This window comes from Actinoplanes sp. NPDC049316, assembly GCF_040677315.1.
Classification (GTDB): domain Bacteria; phylum Actinomycetota; class Actinomycetes; order Mycobacteriales; family Micromonosporaceae; genus Actinoplanes.
In genome coordinates this window covers 127,787-152,355 of record NZ_JBFAQM010000009.1, presented here as the reverse complement: position 1 = coordinate 152,355, position 24,569 = coordinate 127,787, and the positions used below count along the sequence as shown (strand labels likewise).

Below are 24,569 nucleotides of genomic sequence, written 5' to 3'. Positions count from 1 at the left end.
GGCGGGGCGGGCCAGATCAAAGGGTGACTGACCGGCGCGCGTGGTCCGTCGCCTGGTCCTCGGGTCTGTTCAGGCGGGTTCTGTTGCAGGCCTGGCATGCGCGGGCGGGCCGGGCACTGGTGCGAACAGGAACGCGGGCCTGCCCACGGCGGTGGCCAGGCTGGAGGTGCGTCTACAGGAGTGCAGCGGTTCGCACCCCCGTCCGATGCCGCGCCCCGCGCGAGAAGGCCGGGCGCCGCGTGCGCGGCTGGGCCCGTTGCCGGATGGCGGGCGGTGTGGCTGGGCCCGTTGCCGGATGGCGGGCGGTGTGGCTGGGCCCGTTGCCGGATGGCGGGCGGTGTGGCTGGGCCCGTTGCTCGACGCCGGGTATGCGGTGCTTGGGCTGTCGCCGGTTTCAGGCATGCCCCGCTGCGCCTGCCGCTGGTTCAGGCTGGCGTCGAGCCAGCCGGTGGCCGGTCGTCGGTGGCCGGGTCCCGGTGGGCGGGTCCCGGTGGGCGGTCGCCGCTGAGGGTCGCCCAGTGGCCGGCGCGGGGCAGGGCGGGCGGGCAGAGCGGGGCGGGGCAGAGCGGGGCAGAGCAGAGCGGGGCAGAGCGGAGCGGGGCGGAGTGGAGCGGGCGGAGCGGGGCGGGTGGTCAGGCTCGGGCGGCGAGGGCTTGCTGGTACAGGCGGCCTGCGCGGTAGGACGAGCGGACCAGGGGGCCCGACATGACGCCTGCGAAGCCGATCTGCTCGGCTTCTTCGCGGAGTTCGACGAATTCCTCGGGCTTGACCCAGCGGTCGACCGGGTGGTGGCGGGGGGTGGGGCGCAGGTACTGGGTGATGGTGATGAGCTCGCAGCCCGCGGCGTGGAGGTCTCGGAGGGCCTGGGAGACCTCGGCGCGTTCCTCGCCCATGCCGAGGATGAGGTTGGACTTGGTGACGAGGCCGGCGGCGCGGGCCTGGGTGATGACGTCGAGGGAGCGTTCGTAGCGGAAGCCGGGGCGGATTCGCTTGAAGATGCGGGGGACGGTCTCGACGTTGTGAGCGAGGACCTCGGGGGCGGAGCCGAAGACCTCGGCCAGCTGCTGGGGGTCGGCGTTGAAGTCGGGGATGAGGAGCTCGACGCCGCAGCCGGGCTGGAGTTTGTGGATCTGGCGGACCGTCTCCGCGTAGAGCCAGGCGCCGCCGTCGGGGAGGTCGTCGCGGGCCACGCCGGTGACCGTCGCGTACTTCAGGCCCATCGTGGCGACCGACTCGCCGACGCGGCGGGGCTCGTCGGCGTCGAACTCGGCCGGCTTGCCCGTGTCGATCTGGCAGAAGTCGCAGCGGCGGGTGCACTGGTCGCCGCCGATGAGGAAGGTGGCCTCGCGGTCTTCCCAGCACTCATAGATGTTGGGGCACCCGGCCTCCTGGCAGACCGTGTGCAGGCCTTCCTTCTGCACGAGCCCGCGCATGTGCGTGTATTCCGGGCCCATCTTGGCTTTGACTTTGATCCACGGCGGCTTCCGCTCGATGGGAGTTTCGGCGTTGCGCGCCTCGATGCGCAGCATGCGGCGGCCCTCGGGAGCAATAGTCACAGCCCTGAGATTACGCCGATCGCAAGATCAAGCGGGCTAGGGGCGACGAGGCTCACGTGGGCGAATCTGTGAGGGCCCTCACGCCGGGCCGGAAAAGCGCGTGCGAGCACTTCTTTCCCGCTGTTAACGTCCCGGCCACGGCAGTGACGGAACCGAGTAACGCCCCGATCCCGCCGGCCGAGAGAGCCACCGGCAGCTGTGAAGGTGGACCGGCGCCGGGGCGCGAAGACACTCCTGAGCCGCGCAAGACAAGAGGCGCCCGTCGAGCACGGACACCTCCGTCGGGCCCAGGCCCGGACTCACCCGTGCGCAGCGGTCGGTCCAGCCGGTGCCTGGCCGGGACCGGCAGCGAATCGGCGGTCGGTGCGGCGGGGACCTGCGCAGACAGGCTGTGGCGGTGGTCCGGACCGAAAGCCCGGTCCATGACCAGCCGCGCGCGGCGGCATCCCGGCCGGGACCGGTTCGGGAACGGCCGCGTGGGGCGGCATCCCGGCCGGGACCGGTTCGGGAACGGCCGCGTGGGGCGGCATCCCGGCCGGGACCGGTTCGGGAACGGCCGCGCGCGGCGGTGGTCCGGCCGGGTGCCGGTTCGGTACGACCGCGTGGGCGGTGGTCCGGCCGCCGGTTCGGTACGACCGCTTGTGGCGGCCGGGGCCGGGCGGTGGGCGTACGGGGTGGCTGGGTGGACGGGTGCGAAGGTGTGGTGGTACCGCGAGGTTTCCCGCTCGCCCACACCTCCCTGGGGCCGCGTTGCACACACCAGAGGAGGTCACCGCCATGCAACGCATCCTCTCCACCGAGTTGGCCGCCCACGAGACGCAGACCGTCACGATCGCCGGGTGGGTGCATCGCCGGCGGCTGCTGAAGTCCGTGGCTTTTCTGATCGTCCGGGACGCCGCCGGGCTCAGTCAGGTCGTCGTCACCGAGCCGGGCGTACGGGCACTGCTCGAGGAGCTGCCGGAGGAGACCGTCGTCGAGGTCACCGCCACGGTCACCGCGAACGCCGCGGCTCCGGGCGGGGTTGAGCTCACTGCCCCCTCCGTACGGCGGATCAGTGGTGCTGTGGCCGTACCGTTGCCTTTCGAATTGCATCGGCCGACGCTGAGCGCGACCATGGCGACGCAGCTGGACCATGCCGCTCTGGCCCTTCGGCATCCGTCGCGAGCGACCGCGTTGCGGGTCGCGGCCGCCGCGACCGCCGGGTTCCGCGAGGCGCTGGAGCGGCGGCGGTTCGTGGAGATTCATACCCCGAAGATCGTGGGTACGGCGACCGAGTCCGGTGCGAACGTCTTCGAGCTGGACTATTTCGGGCGTTCCGCTTATCTGGCGCAGTCGCCGCAGTTCTACAAGCAGCTGATGGTCGGCGTCTTCGAGCGGGTGTACGAGGTGGGACCGGTGTTCCGGGCCGAGCCGCACGACACCGCCCGGCACCTGGCCCAGTACACGTCGCTCGACGCGGAGCTGGGATTCATCGGCGACCACCGTGACGTGATGGCCGTGCTCACCGAGGTGGTGGCGGGCATGACGGCGGCCGTCGCCGAGCGGACCGGGGTCGCGGTGCCCGCGGTGCCGGCGGAGATCCCGGCGGTGCACTTCGCGGAGGCGCTGCGGATCGCCGGGGCGCCCGCCGACGAGCCGGACCTGGCGCCGGCGCACGAGCGGGCGCTGGGGGAGTGGGCGCTGCGGGAGCACGGCTCGGAGTTCGTGTTCGTCACCGGGTACCCGATGGCGAAGCGGCCGTTCTACACGCATCCGCAGCCGTCCGACCCGAGGTGGAGCAACAGCTTCGACCTGCTGTTCCGGGGATTGGAGCTGGTGACGGGCGGGCAGCGGCTGCACCGGTACGAGGACTATCTCGTCGTTGTCCCCGAACCGGGGGCGTTGGGTGGGTATTTGGACGGTTTTCGGTATGGGATGCCGCCGCATGGGGGGTTCGCGATCGGGCTGGAGCGGTTCGTGGCGCGGCTGACGGGGGCGGGGAATGTGCGGGAGGTGACGGCCTTTCCGCGGGACTTGCATCGGGTGACGCCGTAGGTCCGCGGTGCTCGGCCGTGCCGCCGGCGTCGTGCCGGCGGCGCTGCCGCCGACGGTCACGGCCGCGGTGCCGCCTCCAAGCCCGGCGTGCCGTTGCCGTCGAGCCGGCCGTGCTGCCGCTGCCGTGCCGGCCGTGCCGGCCGTGCCGTGACTTTCGGTTCCCGGGAGCCGAGCCGCCGGCGTCGGGTCGGCGGCGGTCTCGATGAGGCGGGCCGGCGCGGCGACGTCCGTGGGCCGACGCGGCGGTGCCTGTGGGTTGACGAGGCGGCGTCCGTGGGTCGACGTGGCAGCGCCTGTGGGCTGACTCGGCGGTGCCTGTGGGCTGACTCGGCGGTGCCTGTGGGCTGTCGCGGCAGCGCCTGTGGGTTGACGCGGCGGTGCCTGTGGGTTGACGCGGTGCGGTGGTGCCGGTTGGTGAAGTGCGTCAGCCGGCGATCACCGCGATGGTCACGCCGACCACGATGACCAGCGGGATGATCGTCATCAGCACGAGGATCCACCAGGCGATCGGGTGGCCGAAGTTCAGCGAGACGCCGCCCGCCTTGTTGGGGACGAAGACGCGCTTGTCGCGGGGGTCGTTGTAGAGCTTCACAGCAGCGTCGGGAGGTGTCGTTCGACCACCGGCATGACGTCGGCGACCGTGACCGGGCGGCCCAGCTCAGCCGTCAGCGAGGTGACGCCCGCGTCGCGGATGCCGCAGGGGACGAAGCGGTCGAAGTTGGACAGGTCGCAGTCGCAGTTGATGGCGAAGCCGTGCTGGGTGACGCCGCGCGCCACGCGGATGCCGATTGCGGCGACCTTGCGGTCCGGGCCACGGTCGTCGGCCCGGACCCAGGCGCCGCTGCGGCCCTCGACGCGGTCCACGATGACGCCGAACTCGGCGCAGACGTCGATGAGCATCTGTTCGATGCGGCGGACGTACGCGACCACGTCGACCGGGTCGGTGAGCTTGACGATCGGGTACCCGACGAGCTGCCCCGGACCGTGCCACGTGATCTTGCCGCCGCGGTCGACGTCGACGACCGGGGTGCCGTCCATCGGGCGGTCCATCGGCTCGGTGCGCTTGCCGGCGGTGAAGACGCTGGGGTGCTCGAGCAACAGGATCGTGTCGGGCCGCTCGCCGGCCACCACGGCGTCGTGCAGCCGGCGCTGTTCGTCCCAGGCCTCGCGGTAGTCGACCAGGCCCGGGCGCAGGACCTGCAGCGTGGAAGTCGTCACCGGTCCAGCCTAGTCCGTCCGGCCACGGGCGCGACGGGACGCCGTGCAGCGCGCGGTGCAGCGGGGGCGCGGTGCAGCGGGGCGCGGGATCCGGCGGGGGCACGGTCCGGCGGGATCGCCGGGTGAGCGAGGTGGAATCGCCGGGGTGAGCGAGGCGGGATCGCTGGGGTGAGCGAGGCGGGATCGCTGGGAGTGAGCGAGGCCGGACCGCCGGCTAGTCGGTCGGGCGGCGCGGGCCGTCCGGGCCGTCCCCGGGCACCGGCATCGGGTCGATACCCGGCCGTACGCGCCACACCAGGACGTCCTCGACCCGTTCGCCCGGTCCGAAGAGGTCCTCCATGGTGTGTACCAGTGCCGCCCGGAACAGGATGCCGTCCTTGCCGCTGAGCCGGTCCGGGATGAAGAGGGCGTTGATCTTCCAGTACGCGAGGTCGCCGCGGACCTTGGCGCGGTCGAAGTTGTCGATGTCGTACGCATAGCCGGTGGTGGCGACGCGCAGCCACATCACGTCCGTACGTCGTTCCGGCGCTCCCACGCGGCCCGTGCCGTTGGGGCCGCCGGGGCCGAGGAAGTAGCCGTCGGGAGTGGCGAACTGGCGGCCGCCGCGGGCCATTGTGTACGCCTGCCAGCGCTGCGCGTCGGGGGTGGAGCTGGCCGCGTACGGCAAGGCGCTCATCACCCCGCCCTCCGGCACGTACCGCTCCCAGCTGCCGTCGGCGATGAAGCGGGGTTCGGGGGAGCGGTCGGTGGTGAGGACCGGCCGGGGGAAGATCGGCACGAGGGCCACGGCGAACGCGACTCCCCAGGCGACGCGCCGCCGCAGGCGCATGGGCACGGTCAGCAGGCGGTCGGTCAGCAGCGCGAGCGTCGTGCCGATCACGCACGCGACCACCAGGGCCATCCGGGCGGGCAGAGCCGCGTCGAAGATCGGCAGGTGGGCGAGGGGCGCGTACAACAGCGGGACGTCGTATTCCTTGGTGAACCAGTTGAAGCGGGGGCCGAGCGACAGCACGGTGAACAGGAGGCCGACGATCGTCAGCGCGCGCATCAGCGCCTTGCGTCTGCGGTTGCCGCGCCACCACAGCAGCGCCGTGCCGGCGACGATGAGGATCAGCAGGGGCGCGCCGAAGAAGGAGGCGCCCTCGGTCTGGTTGGAGGCCAGGTCGCCGCGTTGCACGCCGACGAAGCCGGCGAGCGACAGGAAGGGGTAGACGAGGTAGCCGGCCGCGTCTTCGACGTACTTGCGCTGGTTGAAGCCGGTGCCGTCGAATGAGCCCGGCCCCGCGAAGTGCATGTAGAGCGGGTACGCCAGCAGCGCGCCCGCCACCAGCGCGCTCACGCCCAGCGCGGCCAGGGTGGTGGGGGCCGCGGCGCGGGCCAGCGGCCAGGTGGCTCGTCCGGTGCTCCACGCGATGACGAAGATCGCCGCGGCCAGGGCGATGTAGAACAGCATCTCGGCGGCGATGGTGAAGCCGACCGCCATGAGCACGCCGAGCACGATGCCGTCGCGCAGCCAGCGGCGGGACGCGCGCAGCTTCAGCACCCACCAGAGGATCGCCGGCGCCAGCCAGCCGGCCGTCCAATTGAGATGGCCGTTGGCGTGTGCGATCCAGCCGGGCGCGAAGCCGCAGAAGAGCCCGCCCACCACAGCCGCGGAGCGGTGCCGGACGGCGTGGCCGTGGAGCAGGAAATACCAGCCGTACGCGGACGCCGCGAGGTTCAGCGTGAGGATCGTCACGTACGAGATCTGGGCCCCGGCCAGCATGGTCAGCGGTGCGAAGAGGACGGCGTACGCGGTGATGGACGTGTTCGCGGCGAGGTTGACGCCCATCGGCGCGTTGAGCAGGTCGGTGTGGAACGGGTTTGCGCCGTGGCGCAGGATCTGCACGCCGTAGCCCAGCAGCCATTCGAAGAAGGCGTGGTCGCCCTCGTTGTAGCTGACTGTGCGCCGGTACGGGTTCTCCCACAGCCCGGAGGTGACCCAGTACGCCATGCCGAGGCAGAGCAGCGCGACGCCCACGTCCCAGAGCCAGCTGGGCGACCAGTGGCTGCGCCTCGCCCGCGCCTCGGATGCCGCCGGCGGTTCGGCGGCGACGGCGGGGACGGTTGTTGCGACGGCCACGCGCCGAAGTTAGCAGCGTCCGGACAGTCGCACCGGCTGGGAGGGAGCCGGTTATCGATCTTTAAGCCTACGTTCAGCCGGGCGCGTTAATCTCCGGTGCCGCGCGTCACCGGGTCGATGCCGGGGCGGACGCGCCAGAGCAGCACGCCACCGACGCGTTCCGGCGTGCCCAGCAGGTCCGTCGCCGTGATCTCCACGGCGGAGCGGAACAGGTCGGTGTGCGAGCCGGTGATCTCGTCCGGCAGGAAGACGGCCTCGACCCCCCAGAAGGCGAAGTCGCGCCGGGCCTGGTCCCGGTCGAAGTCGTCGACCGGCACCACCGAGCCGTAGTAGGCGGCCCGGAAGAACAGCCAGTCGGTGGCCCGGGACTCCGCGCCGATCCGGCCGGTGCCGTCCGGGCCGCCCGGCCCGAGGAAGTATCCGCCGGGGATGCGGAACTGCTTACCGGCCCGGGCCATCGTGTACGCCTGCCAGCGCTGCCCGTCCGGGGTGTCCGTGGTCGCGACCGGCAGCGCGGTCAGCACGCCGTTGTCGCTGACGTAGTCGCGCCAGATGCCGTCGGCGATGAACGCGGGCTCCGGGGCGCGCGGCCGCGTCAGCACGGGCAGCGGAACCAGCGGCACCAGCGCGAGCGCGAACGCGGCGGCCCAGGTGGCGTGCGCGCGTACGGACGGCAGCGGCTCGGTGAGCAGGCGGTCGGCGAGCAGCGCCAGGACGACGCCGATCACCGCGGCCACCACGAGCGCGTACCGGGCCGGGAGGGCCGAGTCGAACAGGGGAAGGTGGCGCAGGGCCTCGTACGGAAGATTGATGGTCGTCTGGGTTTTGAAGAACTTCAGCTGCGGTCCCCACGAGAGCAGCAGGAACACCACGCCGACCGCGGAGATCGCGGCCAGCGTCGAGCGCCGGCCGGGTGCCGCGCCCCGCCACAGCACCACCAGGCCCACGACCACGAGGATCATGAGGGGTACGCCGAAGAACGACGTCTCCTCCGTCGGGTTCGGGGCGAGGTTGCTGCCCAGCCCCAGCCATCCCGCGATCGACCGGGTCGGGTACTCGAAGTAGGCACCGAGGTCCTCGGCGTAGTGCGCCTGGTTGAAGCCCGTGCCGGTGAAGGTGCGCGGACCGGCGAAGTGCATGTAGAGCGGGTACGCCAGCAGCAGCCCGGCCTGCACCGCCGCCACGCCCAGCGCGGCCAGCACGGTCGGCGCGGCGGCCCGGGCCTCCCCGCGCGTCGCCGGCACCAGGGACCAGGCCAGCACGAAGACGCCCGTGGCGAGCGCGGTGAAGAACAGGCCCTCGGCGGCGATGGAGAAGCCGATGGCGAGCAGCACACCGAGGATGACGCCGCGCAGCAGCCATCGGCCCGGCTCGCGCAGCCGCAGCACCGCCCACAGCACGACGGGCGCGACCCACCCGGCCGTCCAGTTGAGATGCCCGTTGGCGTGCGAGATGAAGCCGGGCGCGAACCCGATGAACAGCCCACCCAGCGCCGCCGCCACCGGCAGCCGTACCAGCCAGCGGCGCAGGAACAGATACCAGGCGAAGCCGGAGGCGGCGAGGTTCAGCGTCAGGATGGTCACGAAGCTGACCTGCGGGCCCGCGAGGAACGTCAGCGGGGAGAACAGCGTCGTGTAGACGGTCACGGACGTGTTCGCGGCGAGGTTGACCCCGAGCGGCGCGTTCATCATCCACGTGTAGAACGGGTCGGCGCCGTGTCCCAGCGTGTAGACGCCGTAGCCGAGGAGCCACTCGAAGAACGCCTGGTCGCCCATGTTCTCGGTGAGGCCCCGGCCGGCCGGGTCGCGCCACAGACCGCTGGTCACGTACGTGGCGAGGGCCAGCGCGACGAGCGCGACGATCAGATGCGGACGGCGCGAACCGGAGCCGCGGCCCTCCGGCGACGAAGCCGGCGGCTCTGCGGACTCGGACGGGGCTGCGGCGACGACGGACACCAGCCGCAGGTTAGCAACAAACCGCCGGGTTCAGGCGACCGCCGGCCGGTCCTCGTCCACCGCCGCGCGCAACGCGGACTCGAGATCCGGGTACGCGAAGGTGAAGCCGGCCCGCTGCAGGACGCCGGGCAGCACCCGCTGGCTGCGCAGCGCCTCGTGGGCGAACTCGCCGAGGGCCACCTGCAGCGCCAGGCCGGGGACCTGCAGCACGGCCGGGCGGTTCAGGACCTTGCCGAGCGTACGGGTGAACTCGGCGTTGGTGGCCGGCTCGGGGCCCACCAGGTTCACCGGGCCCGCCAGATCGTCGCGCTCCAGTACGAACTCCACGGCGGCGAGCCAGTCGGCGAAGGCGATCCAGGGCACCCACTGCTTGCCGCCGCCCAGCTTCGCCCCGGCGCCCGCGCGGAACAGCGGCATCTGCGGCTTCAGCAGCCCGCCGCGCGCGTCCAGGGGCAACCCGGTGCGCAGCAGCGCGACCCGGGTGCCCGCGTCCTCGGCGGGGCGGGCGGCGGCCTCCCAGACCCGGCACACGTCGGCCAAGAAGCCGGTGCCTGCCGGGGCCTCCTCGGTGACCTCGCGGTCGCCGGTGTCGCCGTACCAGCCGACGGCGGAGGACTGCAGCAGCGCGCGGGGCCGGTCGGCGGCCGGCAGCTTGCTGATCGTGCTGGCGATGGTGCCGGTGGTGTCCACGCGGCTGCTGCGGATGAGGCTCTTGTAGCGGGCGTTCCAGCGCTTGTCGCCGACGCCCGCGCCGGCGAGGTTGATCACCACGTCGGCGGCGGCCACCAGCGCCGGGTCCAGCTGGCCCGCGGAGGGCTTCCAGGCGGCCTCGCCGGGGTTCTCGGCGGGGCGGCGTACCAGCTGGGTGATCTCGTGACCGGACCGGCGCAGCCGCTCGGAGAGGGAGGTGCCCAGGAAACCCGACGCGCCGGCCATGAGGATCCGCATGGTCACCATCATTCCCGACGATGAACCCGTTCAAAACAGAAGAAGGGGCGCCGGGGCGCCCCTTCTTCCGTGATCTTTCGCTCAGGCGTGCAGGCCGAGGTCGCCCTCGAACTGGCCGGCCTCCAGCCGCTCCTTGATCGTGACCAGGAAGCGGGCGGCGTCCGCGCCGTCCACGATCCGGTGGTCGTAGCTGAGCGCCAGGTAGACCATCGACCGCGGCACGATCAGCTCGCCGAGGTTCGGGTCGTCGACGACCACGGCACGCTTGACCACCGCGCCGGTGCCGAGGATGCCGACCTGCGGCTGGTTGATGATCGGCGTGTCGAACAGCGCCCCGCGGCTGCCGGTGTTGGTCAGCGTGAAGGTGCCGCCGGACAGCTCGTCCGGGCTGATCTTGTTGTTGCGGGTGCGGTCCGCGACGTCGGCGATCCGCTTCGCCAGGCCCGCGAGGTTCAGGTCGCCGGCGTCCTTGATCACCGGGACGACCAGGCCCTTCGGGGTGTCGACCGCGATGCCCAGGTGCTCGCCGTCGTGGTACGTGACCGTGCCGGCCTCCTGGTCGATGGAGGAGTTCACGACCGGGTGCTGACGCAGCGCCTCGACGGCGGCCAGGGCGAAGAACGGCAGGAACGACAGCTTGACGCCGTTCTGGGCCACGAAGTCGGCCTTCGCGCGGTTGCGCAGCTGGGCGATCTTCGTGACGTCCACCTCGACGACCGTGGTGAGCTGCGCCGAGACCTGCAGCGACTCGACCATGCGGCGGGCGATCGTCGCGCGGATGCGGGTCAGCTTCTCGGTACGGCCGCGCAGCGGGCTCGCCGCGGGCTTCGGCGTGGGCGCCGCCGCCGGGGCCGACGCCGCGGCAGGCTGCTGCGCCGGGGCCGGCGCGGACGCGGCGGCCTTCGCGGCGGCCGCCTTGTCGGCCGCCTCGACGACGTCCTGCTTGCGGATGCGGCCGCCGACGCCGGTGCCGGTGATCGACGACAGGTCGACACCCTTCTCGGCGGCGAGCTTGCGCACCAGCGGGGTCACGTAACCGGCGTCGCCGGCTCCGTTGCCGCGGACCGTCTCGGCGGCGGGCGCGGCGGCCTGAGCCGGTGCGGGCTCGGCCGCGCGCTCGGCGGCGACCGGGTTCTCGGCCACCTCGGCCTCGGGGGCCGGCTCCGCGTACGAGGAACCGGGCTCGACCGACGGCGCCTGCTGCTGCGGGGCCGGGGCCTGCTCCTGCTTCGGGGCTTCCTGCTTCGGAGCCTCCTGCTTCGGGGCTTCCTGCTCGGGGGTCTCCTGCGCCGGGGCCGGGCTCTGCTGCGGGGCCGGCGCGGCGGCCGGGGCGCTGCCCGGGGTGCCGATGATCGCGAGGTCGGCGCCGACGTCCGCGGTCTCGTCCTCCGGGACCTTGATCTCCAGCACGGTGCCGGCCACGGGCGACGGGATCTCGGTGTCGACCTTGTCGGTGGAGACCTCGAGCAGCGGCTCGTCGACCTCCACCGTCTCGCCGACCTGCTTGAGCCAGCGGGTGACGGTGCCCTCGGTGACGCTCTCGCCGAGCGCCGGCATCTTCACGGCCGTGCCGTCGCCGCTACCGGTCGCCGCGCCGGTCTGCGGGGCGGGCGCCTCCTCCTCGACCGGCTTCTCGGTCGACGGCGTGGTCAGCGCGGCGGGCTCCGGTTCGGGCTGCTCCTCGGCGGCCGGCGGCTGCTGGACCGGGGCCTCCTGGGCGGGTGCCTCCTGCTGGGCGGCCGGCGCGGGGGCGGACGACTCCGCCTCCTCGCCGTCGCCGGCGATCACCGCGAGCTCGCTGCCGACGTCGGCCGTCTCGTCCTCGCCGACGACGATGCGCGAGAGCACACCGGCGGCCGGCGACGGGATCTCGGTGTCGACCTTGTCGGTGGAGACCTCGAGCAGCGGCTCGTCCGCCTCGACCCGCTCGCCCTCCTGCTTGAGCCAGCGAGTGACGGTGCCCTCGGTGACACTCTCACCCAGCCGCGGCATGGTGACCGATACCGGCATGTCTCAGAACTCCTTAACCGCTTGAACGGGCTGCTGGTTGGGGTCAGGCGTGTGCGTGCAGGGGCTTGCCCGCGAGCGCCAGGAAGGCCTCGCCGAGCGCCTCGTTCTGCGTCGGGTGCGCGTGTACCAGCTGGGCCACCTCCGCCGGGAAGGCCTCCCAGTTGTAGATCAGCTGCGCCTCGCCGACGAGCTCGCCCATCCGGGCGCCGACCATGTGCACGCCGACGACCGGACCGTCCTCGACCCGGACCAGCTTGACGAAGCCCTGGGTCTTGAGGATCTGGCTCTTGCCGTTGCCGCCCAGGTTGTAGTTGTACGTCGAGACCTTGTCCGCGCCGTACTGCTCCTTGGCCTTGGCCTCGGTGAGGCCGACCGAGGCGACCTCGGGGTCGGAGTAGGTGACGCGCGGGATGCCGGCCTCGTCGATGACGGCCGGGCGCAGGCCGGCGATCTCCTCGGCGACGAAGATGCCCTGCTGGAAGCCGCGGTGCGCCAGCTGCAGGCCGGGGACGATGTCGCCGACCGCGTAGATGTTGCCGACGCCGGTGTGCAGCCGCTCGTTCGTGATGACGAAGCCGCGGTCCAGGGTGACGCCCTGCTCCTCGTAGCCCAGGCCCTGGGTCGTCGGGCCGCGGCCGACGGCGACCAGAAGGATCTCCGCCTCGACGGTCTCGCCGCCGGCGATGGTGGCCCGGACGCCGTTCTCGGTGTGCTCCACCTTCTCGAACGGCTTGCCGACCTTGAAGTTGATCTTCCGCTTGCGGAACGCCCGCTCGACCGCCTTCGAGATGTCCTCGTCCTCGGCGGCGACGAGCCGGGGCAGCGCCTCCAGGATCGTCACGTCCGCGCCGAAGGACTTCCACACGCTGGCGAACTCGACGCCGATCACGCCGCCGCCGAGCACGATCGCCGAGCTGGGCACCCGGTCGAGCTTGAGCGCGTGCTCGCTGGTCAGGACGCGCTTGCCGTCGACCTCCAGGCCGGGCAGCGACCGCGAGTAGGAACCGGTGGCGAGGATGACGTTGCGGCCGGTGTAACGCTGCCCGTCCACCTCGACGGTGTCCTGCGAGACCAGCTTGCCGGCGCCCTGCACCACGGTGATCTTGTCCTGCTTGAGCAGGCCCTGCAGGCCCTTGTACAGGCGGCCGACGACGCCGTCCTTGTACGCGTTGACGCCGGCCATGTCGATGCCGACGAGGTCCGCCTTGACACCGAACTGCTCGCTCTCACGGGTCTGGTCGGCCAGCTCCGCGGCGTGCAGTAGCGCCTTGGTGGGGATGCAGCCCCGGTGCAGGCAGGTGCCGCCCAGCTCCGCCTTGTCGATCAGCGCCACCGAGAGGTTCAGCTCGGCCGCGCGCAGGGCGGCCGCGTACCCGCCGCTGCCGGCGCCGAGGATCACGATGTCGAAGGTTCCGCCAGGCTGGCTCACGTCTACTCCCGGATCGCTGCCGTCGGTGATCTGCCGTTACCCCACGGGTCACATGGTGGAAACGGTCACAGCTGTCCAGCTCATCTTGTCACTTGACGAACCGACGGACGCAGTCAGGTGCCCAACGACACGTGCTCAACACGTACCCTTGCGGCAGTCGACTGCTGAGGAGGGTTCGTGGCCTGGTTCCGGCGGCGCAAGGAGCCCACCCGCACCAGTGGACGACCTGCGGATCGCGCCGATCTCGAGTATCTTGCCGAGTTCGTCCGGTCGCGTCGCGGTGTGGAGGCGTTCATCGAGCCCCGCACCACGGTGACCGAGACCACGATCCTGCTCATCGCGCACGACGGCGAGTGGACCCGCCGGCGCATCGAGTCGCCCGAGGCGGCCCGGCGCTTCGCCCACCAGCTGGCGATGCCGATCTACGACATCCGGCTGATGGGCTACCCGCAGCGGATGCGCGACTACAACGCCCGCCAGAAGCGCCGCCCGGCCTGAGCACCGACCCGGCCGGCGGCTGCGCGGCGAGGCCGGGACGGCAGCAGGCGCGGCGTGTGTCACGCGCGCCTGCTGTGCCCGTACCTGTGAAGGTCTTATCCGTTGGCGGCGACGTCGTCGATGAGCGCGAGGAACGTGCGGACCGGGACGCCCGTGCCGCCCTTCGTCCAGTAACCCGTCGGCTCGCCGGTGTGGTAGGACGGCCCGGCGATGTCGATGTGCGCCCACGGCACGCCCTCCGCGACGAACTCGCGGAGGAACACGCCGCCCTGCAGCATGTGGCCGGCGCGGTCCATGCTCGCGTTGACCTGGCTGATGTCGGCGATCTCCGACTCCATGCCCTTGCGCACGTCGTCCGGCAGCGGCATCGGCCAGGCCGGCTCGCCGACCGACTCGCCGGCGGCCTTGACCCGCTCGCAGGTCTCCGGGTCGCCCATGACGCCCGCGATGCGCTTGCCGAGCGCGACGACCTGGCCGCCGGTCAGCGTGGAGGTCTCGAAGACGTAGTCGGTGCCGTCGGCGCAGGCGCGGGCGATGGCGTCGCCCAGCACCATGCGGCCTTCGGCGTCGGTGTTGAGCACCTCGACGCGCTTGCCGTTGAACATCGTGATGACGTCGCCCGGCCGGTACGCGGTGCCCGACGGCATGTTCTCCGCCATGGCGAGGTAGCCGGTGACCGCGACGGCCGGCTTGAGCGCGGCGACGGCGAGCATCGTGGCGCCGACCGCGGCGGCCCCGGCCATGTCGGACTTCATCTCCCACATGCCGGCGGTGGGCTTGATGCTGATGCCGCCGGTGTCGAAGGTGATGCCCTTGCCGACGAGCGCGACCCGCTTGGGGTTCTCCACGCCCTCGGGGGTGTAGCTGAGCTTGACCAGCCGCGGCGGCGCCTCGGAGCCCTGGCCGACCGCGACGATGCCGCCGTAGCCGCCCGCCTTCAGCTGCTCGAAGTCCAGCACCTCGACCTCGAGGCCGGTGCCGTCGGCGGCCGCCACGACCGCGTCGGCGAACGCCGGGGGCCGCAGGTTGTTGGGGGCGGTGTTGACCCAGTCGCGCGTCAGGCGCACGGCCCGGGAGACCGCCTCGGCGCGGGTGACCTCGGCGCCCGCGGCGGCGTCGGCCGCATCCGCGACGACCACCTGCAGCGCGGCGACCGGCTCGCGGCGGCCCGGCTGCGGCTTGGTCTTGTAACCGGCGAACCGGTACGACCCCAGCAGCGCGCCTTCGAGGATCGCGCGCAGCACGCCGGGCGCGTCGGCGTCGTCGGGCACCGGCAGGGCGAGCGCCACGGTGCCGCTGCCGGCGAGCGCCCGGACGGCCGCGCCCGTGCCGCGGCGCAGCGTCTCCGGGGCCGGCGCCGAACCGGACGGCTCGTCGCCGAGGCCGACCGCGACGATCAGCGGAGCGGTGACCGTGCCCAGCGTGGCGAGCTTGGTCACCTCGCCGGGCGCGCCGGTCGCGCCCAGCAGGGCCAGGGTCGCGGTGAGCCGGCCGTCGAAGGCGGCGGCGATGCTCTCCGCGCCGGCCGCGGGCAGCAGCGCACCGGCCTCGTCCGGCTGGCTGTGCAGGCCGATGACCAGCGCATCGACGGCCAGCTCGGCGGGGTCGCTGTCGACCAGGCTCAATGAGGGGGCGGGGTGGGTCACTCGGGCTCTCCGCGGGCGACTGGGGCCGGAGCTCCCTCGTGGGCGGCTCCAGCGGATGGTCCGTCCGGTGCGGGTCGCCCGGACGGCGGTGTCCCGCCGATGCTAACCACATGCAAGGTCACGGGTAAGTTGCCACTCATGTCCACCGACGCCACGCCTCTGCTCCGTTCGCCCCTGCACGAGCGCCACAGCGCTCTGGGCGCCAAGTTCGCCGCGTTCGGCGGCTGGGAGATGCCGCTGGAGTACGCCGGCGGTGGTGTGCTGCGCGAGCACGCCGCCGTCCGCGAGGCCGTCGGCGTCTTCGACGTGTCCCATCTGGGCAAGGCGCGGGTGTCCGGGCCGGGCGCGGCGGAGTTCGTCAACGCCTGCCTCACCAACGACCTGGGCCGCATCCGGCCGGGCAAGGCGCAGTACACGCTCTGCTGCGACGACGCGACCGGCGGGGTGGTCGACGACCTCATCGCGTACCTGGTCGGGCCGGACGAGGTGTTCCTCATCCCGAACGCGGCCAACACCGCCGAGGTCGTGCGCCGGCTGAGTGCCGCCGCTCCCGCGGGCATTCTGGTACGCGACGAGCACCGCGATCACGCCGTCCTCGCGGTGCAGGGCCCGCAGTCGCCGGACACCGTCAAGGCGCTCGGGCTGCCGGTCGAGCACGAGTACATGTCGTTCTCCACCGGCCGCGTCGACGGCGTCGAGCTGATCGTGTGCCGCACGGGGTACACCGGCGAGGTGGGCTACGAGCTCGTCGTGCCGTGGGACGACGCGACCAGGGTGTGGGACGCTCTGGTGCGGGCCGGCGTACGGCCCTGCGGTCTGGGCGCGCGGGACACGCTGCGTACCGAGATGGGCTATCCGCTGCACGGCCAGGAGCTGTCGCTGGAGATCACCCCGGTGCAGGCCCGCTCCGGCTGGGCGGTCGGCTGGTCCAAGCCCGCGTTCTGGGGCCGCGACGCGCTGCTGGCCGAGAAGGAGCGGGGACCCCGGCGGTCGCTGCGCGGCCTGGAGCTGACGGGCCGCGGCGTCCCGCGGGGACACATGCAGGTGTACGCGGGCAGCACGCTCGTCGGCGAGACCACCAGCGGCACGTTCTCGCCCACGAAGAAGGCCGGGATCGCGCTGGCGCTGCTCGACACGGCGGCCGGGCTGGCCGAGGGCGACGAGGTCGAGATCGACATCCGGGGCCGCCGGACCGGTGCGCGGATCGTGAAGCCGCCGTTCGTGCAGACCTCGGTGCGCTGACCCCGGCTTCTACGCCAGCACGAGGCCGCACAGGGCCAGCGTCGTCCCGAGCTCCGTGAGCGCGCCGAGGACGTCGCCGGTGATGCCGCCGAAGCGGCGTACGGCGTGCCGCAGGAGCAGCAGCACGACCACCACGACGACGGCGACGACTGCCGGGCCTGCCCAGGGCCGGTCCGGCACCGCCCACACCCCGGCCGCCGCGACGGCGACGCCGATGGCCGCCGCCAGGGGGGTGGGCACGGTGGAGGCGACCAGCGCACCGAGGCCCTCGGGACGCGCGGCCGGGACGCCCCGGCGGCAGGCCAGCACGATGCCCAGCCGCCCGGCGGCCCACGCGGCGACGATCGCCCACGGACCTGCCTCGGTGAGGGCGGCGGCCTGGATGAGCAGCGTCAGGGCGATCGCCGCGACACCGAACGGGCCGATGTCCGGCTTCTTCATGATCTCCAGCGCCGCGTCGCCGGTCCGGTACGACCCCAGCGCGTCCACAGTGTCGGCGAGCCCGTCCAGGTGCAGCCCCCGGGTGAGCAGCACGCCCACGGCCACTGTCACGGTGGCGCCCAGCGCCCCGGCCGGCAGGGCCGCGTGCACACCGGCCAGCGCGAGACCGAGCAACGCGCCCACCACCGGGGCGAGGCTCATCGCGCGGGCCGCCACCTGCCGGTCGATCCGTCCGGCGCGGACCGGCAGGACCGTCAGGGTGGTCAGTGCCAGGCGGGGACCGTCAAGCACGGGCCGGGCCGGGACCGCCCGGCTCGGGCTCGGCGAACTCGGCGTCGTCGTCGCTCAGCCCGTCGTCGCCGGGGGTCGTGAGCAGGGCCGGGTGCACCGGCAGTGAGCCGGCCAGGGCGATCGCCGACCGCAGCAGCGGCAGGGTGGCCAGCGCGTTCGCGCCTTCACCCAGGTCGAGGCCGAGGTCCAGCACCGGGGTCAGGCCCAGCACGTCGGCGCCCTGGCGGACCAGCTCCAGCCGGCCCGCGTCGGCGAGCAGCAGCCAGAGCCGGCTCTGCGAGGAGATGTCCCGGGCGACGAGCCCCGCCGCGATGCCCACCGGGCCGTCCACCAGCACCGGCATCCGGTGGGCCGCCGCGCCGAGCACAGCGCCCGCGGCCACGGCGAGGTCCGCGCCGCCGAGCTGGGCCAGCACGTCCTTGGCGCCGCGCGGCTCCTGCCGGATGCGGTGCATCGCGTCGCGGACCGCGGCGCAGCGGCGCATCCACGCCTCGTCGTCGTAGCGTCCGCCCGGCACGAGCACCCTGGGCAGCACGGCGACCGGCTCCGCCCCGGTGGTCGCCGCGACCACGGCGGTGGCGGCCGCATCCGTCCCGGTGCCGCACGAGCCGATGACGAGGGCGTCGCGTCCCTCGCCGGCGGCCGCGGCGGCCAGTTCCCAGCCCTGACGCAGGGCCGCGTCCACAGACGCCTCGTCCAGCACGGGGCCGTCCTCCATCGCGCCGGACGCGGGCACCCGGACCACGGTGACGTCGGCGTCGGCGGTGGCCGCCAGCCGGGCGAGCGCGCCCTCGCCGGTCTCCGCCTCGGCGGCCCGCCGGTCCGAGTCCCGCGGGTCGGCGCCCGCGGCCGCGCCGCCGTCGTGCCGGCCGTCGACCAGCAGCACGCGTACCCGGCCCCACGGCCGCGGGGTGGCGGTGCCCTGTGTGCCGGCGGCGAACTCGACCGCCTCGATCAGCGCGCCGATCCCCGCGCCGGGCAGGTCGACGCGTTCCAGACGGTCGCGGGAGTCCGGGCCGGCGTCGCCGTCGGGCAGCGGCAGGTCCATCCCGACCTCGATGACCCCGTTGTGTTCGACGGCGAATTCAGGTCTATCCGTTTTCTCCGCCGTGCCGAGCGGCTTGGCGGGTGCCGCGGTGGCGACTGCGGCCAGCCGTGCGGGCGGGGTCGCCGCGGCCATCGCGTCGTGCGCGGGAATCTCTGCAGCGCCGTCCTCAGCCTGCACGTCGGTCACGATGCCCGGCTCGGCGGCGCCCGTCTTCAGCCACGTCGGGCGGCCCGCCACCACGAACGCCACCCGGTCGCAGGCGTCGGCCAGGGCCTGGTTCGCCGTACCCAGCGCGTCCGCGAAGGCGCGCCCCACGGCGGTCGCCGGCACCAGCGAGAGGCCGACCTCGGGGCTCACCACGACCACCCGGGCGGCGGAGGTCCGCACGGCCTCGGCCAGCGCCGTCACGGTCGCCACGTCGTCGTTGGGCTGGTTCGCCGGGTCGAGCAACGCCGCCACCCAGCCGCCCAGGTCGTCGACGAGCAGCGTCTCGTCGGGCTTCGCCTCGGCCAGCAGCGTGGCCAGGCGTGCCGGGTCGGCGCCGGTCTCCTCGGTGGTCCACGCCTGCGGCCGGCGCCGCTGGTGCGCCTCGATGCGTCCCCGCCACTCGGGATCGTCCTCGCCGCCCACGGCAGTGGCGACGTAACGCACCGAGGGGGCGGCCGCCACCAGCGACTCGGCGAACGCGGACTTGCCGGATCGGATCCCGCCGAGCACCAGGACCGAACTCCACCCGTCAGCAGACATGCCCCGTACCTTAGATCCGTCCGCCGCCATCATGCGGCCCGACCCTTCCCTGTCCTGCCGTGGCCCTTCCCCTGTCCTGCCGCGGCCCTTCACCTGTCCTGCCGTGGCCCTCCACCTGTCCTGCCGCGGCCCTTCTTCGTCGTGGGCGGGCCGGGCCGGACCGGTCCGTGCGCGCCCGGGCGGGCGCGGCGGCGGGTACACCGTAGGGTGGGATGCAAGCACACCCCGCCACATGAGGAGGACGACCGCATGCCGTGGAGTTGGCGGTACGAGGGCGTCGACGGGCAGCCCGTGGCCGGCCCGGCCGAGACGTTCAGCAGCCAGGCCGACGCCGAGTCGTGGATCGGCCAGGCGTGGCGCGAGCTGGCCGCCGCCGGGGTCACCCAGGTCATCCTGGTCGAGGACGACCGGGTCGACTACAAGATGAGTCTGCTGCCGGCCGAGTGAGCAGCTTCCAGCTCAGCCGGGGGACGCCGCGCAGCGCCTTCCTGCCCAGCCCGGTCTTCGTCGGCATCGTCGCGCTGGTCGCGGTGAGCGCGTGGATGGCCTGGACCGGGTACGGCAACGTCCGCGTCGACGTGTTCCTGCTGGTCATCTCCGGCTGGGTGCTGTCGCTGTGCCTGCACGAGTACGCGCACGCGCTGATCGCGTACTTCTCCGGCGACCGGGGCGTGGCCGAGCGCGGCTACCTGCGCCTCAACCCGCTCAAGTACACGCACCCGGTGCTGTCGATCGTGCTGCCGCTGGTCGCCGTCGTGCTCGGCGGCATCGGCCTGCCCGGCGGCGCGGTCTGGGTGGACCACGCGTACGTCCGCAGCAAGGCGAAGCAGTCGCTGATCAGCGCGGCCGGCCCGGCGACGAACGTGGTGTTCGCACTGCTGCTCGCGGCCCCGTTCGCGTTCGGCGCCGGCCGCGACATCGACCTGTACCGCGACGCGAGCGGCGAGATCGTCGTCGGCGGCTCGCACGGCGCCTTCTGGCTCGGGCTCGCGGCGCTGGCGTTCCTGCAGGTGACGGCGAGCGTGCTGAACCTGCTGCCGGTGCCCGGGCTGGACGGCGGCAACATCCTGCACCCGTGGCTGAGCCCGCCGTACCAGCGCGCGTACAACCTCTTCGCGCCGTACGGGTTCATCCTGCTGTTCGTGCTGCTCTGGCAGTCACGCATCAACGTGTGGTTCTTCACACTGGTGGGCTGGATCGCGGGGGCGCTGGGGTTGCCCGACGGGCTGGGCGAGATCGGGCTCTTCTTCATGCGCTTCTGGTCGGACCTGTAGGACCCGGCTTTCAGGGGACGTTCAGCCGGCGTGGGCGACGATGGACGTCCCCGACGGCACGGAGGTCCCCATGCGCGTACTCGTCGTCGACGACGAGCGGCGGCTGGCCGATTCCCTGCGGGCCGGGCTGGAGGCGGAGGGCTTCGCCGTCGACCTGGCGCACGACGGCGTCGACGGGCTGTGGCTGGCCAGGGAGAACGAGTACGACGCGATCGTGCTCGACCTGATGCTGCCGCAGATCAACGGCTATCGCGTGTGCGCCACGCTGCGGGCGGAGAAGGACTGGACGCCGATCCTCATGCTCACCGCCAAGGACGGCGAGTGGGACCAGGTCGAGGGGCTCGACACCGGTGCCGACGACTACCTGACCAAGCCGTTCTCGTTCCCCGTCCTGGTGGCCCGGTTGCGGGCGGTCGCCCGGCGGGGAGCACGCGAGCGCCCCACCCAGCTCGAGGTCGGTGACATCCGGCTCGACCCGTCGGCTCGGCGCGTCTGGCGTGGTGCCGCCGAGCTCGAGCTCACCGCGCGGGAGTTCTCCTTGCTGCTCTTCCTGGCCCGGCATCGCGGCGACGTGCTGTCGAAGCGGCAGATCCTCGACGCGGTGTGGGGCGGCGACTTCGAGGGCGACCCCAACATCGTCGAGGTGTACGTCCGCCACCTGCGCAACAAGATCGACCGCCCGTACGGCCGCGAGGCGATCCAGACCCTGCGCGGCGCCGGCTACCGGCTGGCCAGCGACGGTGGCTGAATCCCGGTGGAGCCGCGCCTCGGTGCGGGTGCGGACGACGGTCGCGGCCGTGGTGGTCGTGGCGGTCGCCCTGCTCGCCGGCGCGGCGGCGCTGGTCGCGCTGGTCCGCCACTCGCTGCGCGACGGCCTCGAGGGCAACGCCGAGCAGCGGTTGTCCGCGCTGGTCACGCAGATCGAGAGCACCGGCCTGCCGGCGCCGGAGCCGGGCGACGCCGAGGACGACGACGAGCCGGACGAGCTGGTGTGGCAGGTGCTCGCGGCCGGCGGCACCGTCGTGCGTTCCTCCCAGCCCCTGGCAGCGTCCCTGCCGGACCACGACACCGGGGACGCCCGGCTCCCCGGTGCCGAGCATCCGTACGTCGTGGTGACCGACGACGCCGAGACCGGTGGGCGGGCGTACCGGGTCGCGGTCGCGGTGTCGCTGGAGGAGGTCGCCAACTCGACCACCGCGCTGATCACTCCGCTGCTCCTCGGGCTGCCGCTGGTCCTGGTGCTCGTCGCCGGTACGACGTGGACGGTGGTCATCGGGGCTCTCGCCCCGGTCGAACGCATCCGCCGCGAGGCCGAGGAGATCACCGGCGACCGGCTCGACCGGCGGGTGCCGGAACCGCCGACGCGCGACGAGATCCACCTCATGGCGCGAACCATGAACCGGATGCTCGGGCGGCTGCAGGAGTCCCGCGACCGGCAGCGGCAGTTCGTCGCGGACGCCTCGCACGAGCTGCGCTCCCCGCTGGCCGGCATCCGGCAGGCGGCCGAGGTGGCGAGCACCCACCCCGGCGCGATGCCCGAGGGCCGGCTCGCCGCGACGGTGCTGGAGGAGGCGGCCCGCATGCAACGGGTCGTCGAGCAGCTGCTCGTGCTCACCCGGGCCGACGCCGGGGCGGTCGCCCGTACCCGCCAGGACGTCGACCTCGACGACCTGCTGCTGGCGGAGGCCGGCCGCGTCACCCGGTCCGGGCTCACTGCGGAGACGTCCGGGATCGGCGGCGGACGCGTACGCGGCGACCCGGCCTCGCTCGCCCAGGTGGTGCGCAACCTCGTGGACAACGCCGCCCGGCACGCCGGCGCGCGGATCGCCGTCGCCGTACGCCGGACCGGCGACACGGTCGAGCTGACCGTCGACGACGACGGCTCCGGGATCGCCGAGGAGCACCGGCAGCGCGTCTTCGAACGGTTCGTCCGGCTCGACGAGGCGCGCGCCCGCGACGCCGGCGGCAGCGGGCTGGGCCTCGCGATCGTCCGCGAGATCGTCGCCGCGCACGAGGGCACCGTCGAGATCTCGGACTCCCCGCTGGGCGGCGCCCGGTTCACCGCCCGGCTGCCCGCCGGCGACTGACAAGGCCGCCCTCGGCGGCGGCTGATCCGGCTCTGCCGGGCGGCGGTTGACGCGGCTGGCCGGCGGGGATCGGCGGGGATTGGCGCGGCTGGCGGGGATTGGCGGGGTTGGCGCGGCTGGCGGGGGTCGGCGCGGCTGGCCGGCGGTTGGTGCGGCTGGCCGGCGGGGGTCGGCGTTGTTGCCGGACCGCGGTTGATGCGGCCGCCCGGCGGTCGCTGAAAGGACCTTCAGGTGCGTTCAGGCTGGCTTCAGCGACGGCCCGGCAGGGTGTTTCCCGACAGCCCGCACAGTCGAGAAAGGCCACCAACGATGAAGAACGCCATGTTCCGCGGCAAGCGCGCCGTCATCGCTACCGCCGCCACCGTCGTCGCTCTCGGCGCCGGCGGCGCGGTCTGGACCTCCGCGGCGCAGGCCGACGGCACCGTGGACGGCAGCGAGCGTGATCGCGTCGGCGCCGCAGCGGTCCAGGCCGTCGGCGGCGGCACGGTGATCGACGTGGAGACCAGCGACGACACGGGCGAGGCGTATGAGGCGGAGGTCCGCAAGGACGACGGCACCGAGGTGGACGTCGCGCTGGACAAGGACCTCAAGGTGCTCGCCCAGGAGTCCGAGGGTGCTGAGGGTGACACCGCCGAGCGTCAGCTGACCCCCGCCGAGCGCAGGTCGGCCGAGGCCGCGGCCCGCACGGCCGTCCCCGGCGGCACGATCACCGATGTGGAGGCCGGCGACGACGGCGGCGCCGCGTGGGAGGTCGAGGTTCGCGCCACCGACAACACCGAGTGGGACGTCGAGCTGGACGCCGCGTTCAAGGTGCTCACCAAGACCCAGGACAAGTAAGGCGAGACGGGGACACGTGAGGCAAGACCGGGGACACGTGAGGCAAGACCGGGGACGCGTGAGGCCGGACCAGGGACACGTGCGGCCGGACCAGGGACACGTGAGGAGAGACCGATGGCACGTGAGGCAAGCGAGGCCCTGTCCGCCGGACAGGGCCCCGCGAGGCCGTCAGGGTCGGCGCTCCGGGCTCACCGTCTTCGCCGGGTCCCGCTCGGCCACGACGCCGATGACATCGTCGATCGCCGCCATCAGCTCCGGTTCCAGCCGTACGCCGGAGGCCTTGGCGTTGTCGTACACCTGCTCTGGCCGGGACGCACCGATGATCGCGGCGGACACGTTGCTGTTCTGCAGCACCCAGGCGACCGCCAGCTGCGCCATCGACAGGCCGGCCTGTTCGGCGAGCGGCCGGAGCTTCTGCACGGTGGTCAGCACCTCGTCGGTCATCAGGCGCTGGATGAACTGGGCGCCCGACTTGTCGTCGGTGGCGCGCGAACCCGCCGGCGGCTGCTTGCCCGGCTCGTACTTGCCGGTCAGCACGCCCTGCGCGATCGGCGAGAACACGACCTGGCCCAGGCCGAGCTCCTCACAGGTAGGCACCACTTCGGCCTCGATGACCCGCCACAGCATCGAGTACTGCGGCTGGTTCGAGACGAGCTGGAACTTCAGCTCCTGCGCCAGCCGGTGGCCCGCGCGGATCTGCTCCGCCGTCCACTCCGAGACGCCGATGTAGAGCGCCTTGCCGGAGTGCACGATGTCGGCGAACGTCTGCATCGTCTCCTCGAGCGGCGTCGAGTTGTCGAAGCGGTGCGCCTGGTAGACGTCGACGTAGTCCATCTGCAGCCGCCGCAGCGACCCGTGGATCGACTCCATGACGTGCTTGCGGGACAGGCTGCGGTCGTTCGGCCCGGGACCGGTGGGCCAGTAGACCTTCGTGAGGACCTCCAGGCCCTCGCGGCGCTCGCCCTTCAGCGCCCGGCCCAGCACCTCCTCGGCGGCGGTGCCGGCGTACGCGTCAGCGGTGTCGAAGGTGGTGATGCCCACGTCGAGGGCGGCCCGCACGCACGCGGCGGCGGCCTCCTCCTCGACCTGGGAACCGTGGGTGATCCAGTTGCCGTACGCGATCTCGCTGATCATGAGACCGGAACGGCCGAGGTGACGGAACTCCATGACCGCCGACCCTACCCGC

20 protein-coding genes are annotated in these 24,569 nt (G+C 73.0%); 8 read left to right on the top strand and 12 right to left on the bottom strand.

The window, feature by feature from the left end; all coding sequences use genetic code 11:
* Positions 1–632: 632 nt before the first annotated feature.
* Entirely contained in the window at positions 633–1,529 is an 897-nt protein-coding gene (gene lipA / locus AB0K03_RS16700) for a lipoyl synthase (RefSeq protein ID WP_364685476.1), read from the bottom strand.
* Positions 1,530–2,333: 804 nt separating this feature from the next.
* Here lipA and aspS point away from each other — a divergent pair.
* A complete protein-coding gene (aspS, locus tag AB0K03_RS16695) occupies positions 2,334–3,590 on the top strand; it encodes an aspartate--tRNA(Asn) ligase (RefSeq protein WP_364685135.1) in 1,257 nt (418 codons plus the stop codon).
* A gap of 424 nt (positions 3,591–4,014) precedes the next feature.
* On the opposite strand, the gene AB0K03_RS16690 is transcribed toward aspS, so the two are convergent.
* From AB0K03_RS16690 to lpdA, 7 genes are all read right to left on the bottom strand, one after another.
* Entirely contained in the window at positions 4,015–4,182 is a 168-nt protein-coding gene (locus tag AB0K03_RS16690) for a peptide ABC transporter substrate-binding protein (RefSeq protein WP_364685133.1), read from the bottom strand.
* Positions 4,179–4,808, bottom strand: coding sequence for a lipoyl(octanoyl) transferase LipB (lipB, locus tag AB0K03_RS16685; protein WP_364685131.1), 630 nt, complete (start codon positions 4,806–4,808; stop codon positions 4,179–4,181). Before lipB ends, AB0K03_RS16690 begins: the two co-directional genes overlap by 4 nt.
* Before the next feature lie 214 nt (positions 4,809–5,022).
* Positions 5,023–6,801, bottom strand: a complete 1,779-nt coding sequence (locus AB0K03_RS16680; protein WP_364685473.1) for a DUF2079 domain-containing protein — start codon at positions 6,799–6,801, stop codon at positions 5,023–5,025.
* A 215-nt stretch (positions 6,802–7,016) separates the two neighbouring features.
* Positions 7,017–8,795 carry a DUF2079 domain-containing protein gene (locus AB0K03_RS16675; RefSeq protein ID WP_364685470.1) on the bottom strand — a complete coding sequence of 593 codons (1,779 nt, stop codon included), beginning with the start codon at positions 8,793–8,795 and terminating at the stop codon, positions 7,017–7,019.
* 120 nt (positions 8,796–8,915) lie between these two features.
* Complete coding sequence (locus tag AB0K03_RS16670; RefSeq protein ID WP_364685129.1) at positions 8,916–9,833, bottom strand: TIGR01777 family oxidoreductase; 918 nt, start codon at positions 9,831–9,833, stop codon at positions 8,916–8,918.
* Between the two features lie 81 nt (positions 9,834–9,914).
* The gene (gene sucB / locus AB0K03_RS16665; RefSeq protein WP_364685127.1) at positions 9,915–11,843 is read right to left on the bottom strand and encodes a 2-oxoglutarate dehydrogenase, E2 component, dihydrolipoamide succinyltransferase; all 1,929 of its coding nucleotides are present in this window, start codon (positions 11,841–11,843) and stop codon (positions 9,915–9,917) included.
* Between the two features lie 43 nt (positions 11,844–11,886).
* Entirely contained in the window at positions 11,887–13,272 is a 1,386-nt protein-coding gene (gene lpdA / locus AB0K03_RS16660) for a dihydrolipoyl dehydrogenase (protein ID WP_364685125.1), read from the bottom strand.
* A gap of 177 nt (positions 13,273–13,449) precedes the next feature.
* On the opposite strand from lpdA, the gene AB0K03_RS16655 reads away from it, so the two are divergent.
* A complete protein-coding gene (locus AB0K03_RS16655; protein ID WP_364685123.1) occupies positions 13,450–13,770 on the top strand; it encodes a hypothetical protein in 321 nt (106 codons plus the stop codon).
* 95 nt (positions 13,771–13,865) lie between these two features.
* Here AB0K03_RS16655 and AB0K03_RS16650 read toward each other — a convergent pair whose 3' ends face one another.
* Complete coding sequence (locus tag AB0K03_RS16650) at positions 13,866–15,416, bottom strand: leucyl aminopeptidase (protein ID WP_364685121.1); 1,551 nt, start codon at positions 15,414–15,416, stop codon at positions 13,866–13,868.
* Between the two features lie 138 nt (positions 15,417–15,554).
* Here AB0K03_RS16650 and gcvT point away from each other — a divergent pair, with 138 nt between their 5' ends.
* A complete protein-coding gene (gcvT, locus tag AB0K03_RS16645) occupies positions 15,555–16,658 on the top strand; it encodes a glycine cleavage system aminomethyltransferase GcvT (RefSeq protein ID WP_364685119.1) in 1,104 nt (367 codons plus the stop codon).
* A 9-nt stretch (positions 16,659–16,667) separates the two neighbouring features.
* Here gcvT and AB0K03_RS16640 read toward each other — a convergent pair whose 3' ends face one another.
* Both AB0K03_RS16640 and AB0K03_RS16635 read right to left on the bottom strand, forming a co-directional pair.
* Positions 16,668–17,390, bottom strand: coding sequence for an adenosylcobinamide-GDP ribazoletransferase (locus AB0K03_RS16640; RefSeq protein ID WP_364685117.1), 723 nt, complete (start codon positions 17,388–17,390; stop codon positions 16,668–16,670).
* Positions 17,383–19,185: a bifunctional adenosylcobinamide kinase/adenosylcobinamide-phosphate guanylyltransferase gene (locus AB0K03_RS16635; protein ID WP_364685115.1), complete on the bottom strand. Its 1,803-nt coding sequence runs from the start codon at positions 19,183–19,185 to the stop codon at positions 17,383–17,385. Before AB0K03_RS16635 ends, AB0K03_RS16640 begins: the two co-directional genes overlap by 8 nt.
* Positions 19,186–19,434: 249 nt before the next feature.
* On the opposite strand from AB0K03_RS16635, the gene AB0K03_RS16630 reads away from it, so the two are divergent.
* The 5 genes from AB0K03_RS16630 (at position 19,435) to AB0K03_RS16610 (ending at position 23,383) form a co-directional block, all read left to right on the top strand.
* Positions 19,435–19,632, top strand: coding sequence for a hypothetical protein (locus AB0K03_RS16630; RefSeq protein ID WP_364685113.1), 198 nt, complete (start codon positions 19,435–19,437; stop codon positions 19,630–19,632).
* Positions 19,629–20,459, top strand: a complete 831-nt coding sequence (locus tag AB0K03_RS16625) for a site-2 protease family protein (protein ID WP_364685111.1) — start codon at positions 19,629–19,631, stop codon at positions 20,457–20,459. Before AB0K03_RS16630 ends, AB0K03_RS16625 begins: the two co-directional genes overlap by 4 nt.
* 70 nt (positions 20,460–20,529) lie before the next feature.
* Positions 20,530–21,207 (top strand): response regulator transcription factor, encoded by a 678-nt coding sequence (locus tag AB0K03_RS16620; RefSeq protein WP_364685109.1) that lies wholly within the window; start codon positions 20,530–20,532, stop codon positions 21,205–21,207.
* Positions 21,200–22,546: an ATP-binding protein gene (locus AB0K03_RS16615; protein WP_364685107.1), complete on the top strand. Its 1,347-nt coding sequence runs from the start codon at positions 21,200–21,202 to the stop codon at positions 22,544–22,546. Before AB0K03_RS16620 ends, AB0K03_RS16615 begins: the two co-directional genes overlap by 8 nt.
* A gap of 309 nt (positions 22,547–22,855) precedes the next feature.
* Positions 22,856–23,383 (top strand): PepSY domain-containing protein, encoded by a 528-nt coding sequence (locus tag AB0K03_RS16610; RefSeq protein ID WP_364685105.1) that lies wholly within the window; start codon positions 22,856–22,858, stop codon positions 23,381–23,383.
* A gap of 168 nt (positions 23,384–23,551) precedes the next feature.
* On the opposite strand, the gene AB0K03_RS16605 is transcribed toward AB0K03_RS16610, so the two are convergent.
* On the bottom strand, positions 23,552–24,550 hold the full coding sequence (locus AB0K03_RS16605) for an aldo/keto reductase family protein (RefSeq protein ID WP_364685103.1): 999 nt from the start codon (positions 24,548–24,550) through the stop codon (positions 23,552–23,554).
* Between the last annotated feature and the right edge of the window lie 19 nt (positions 24,551–24,569).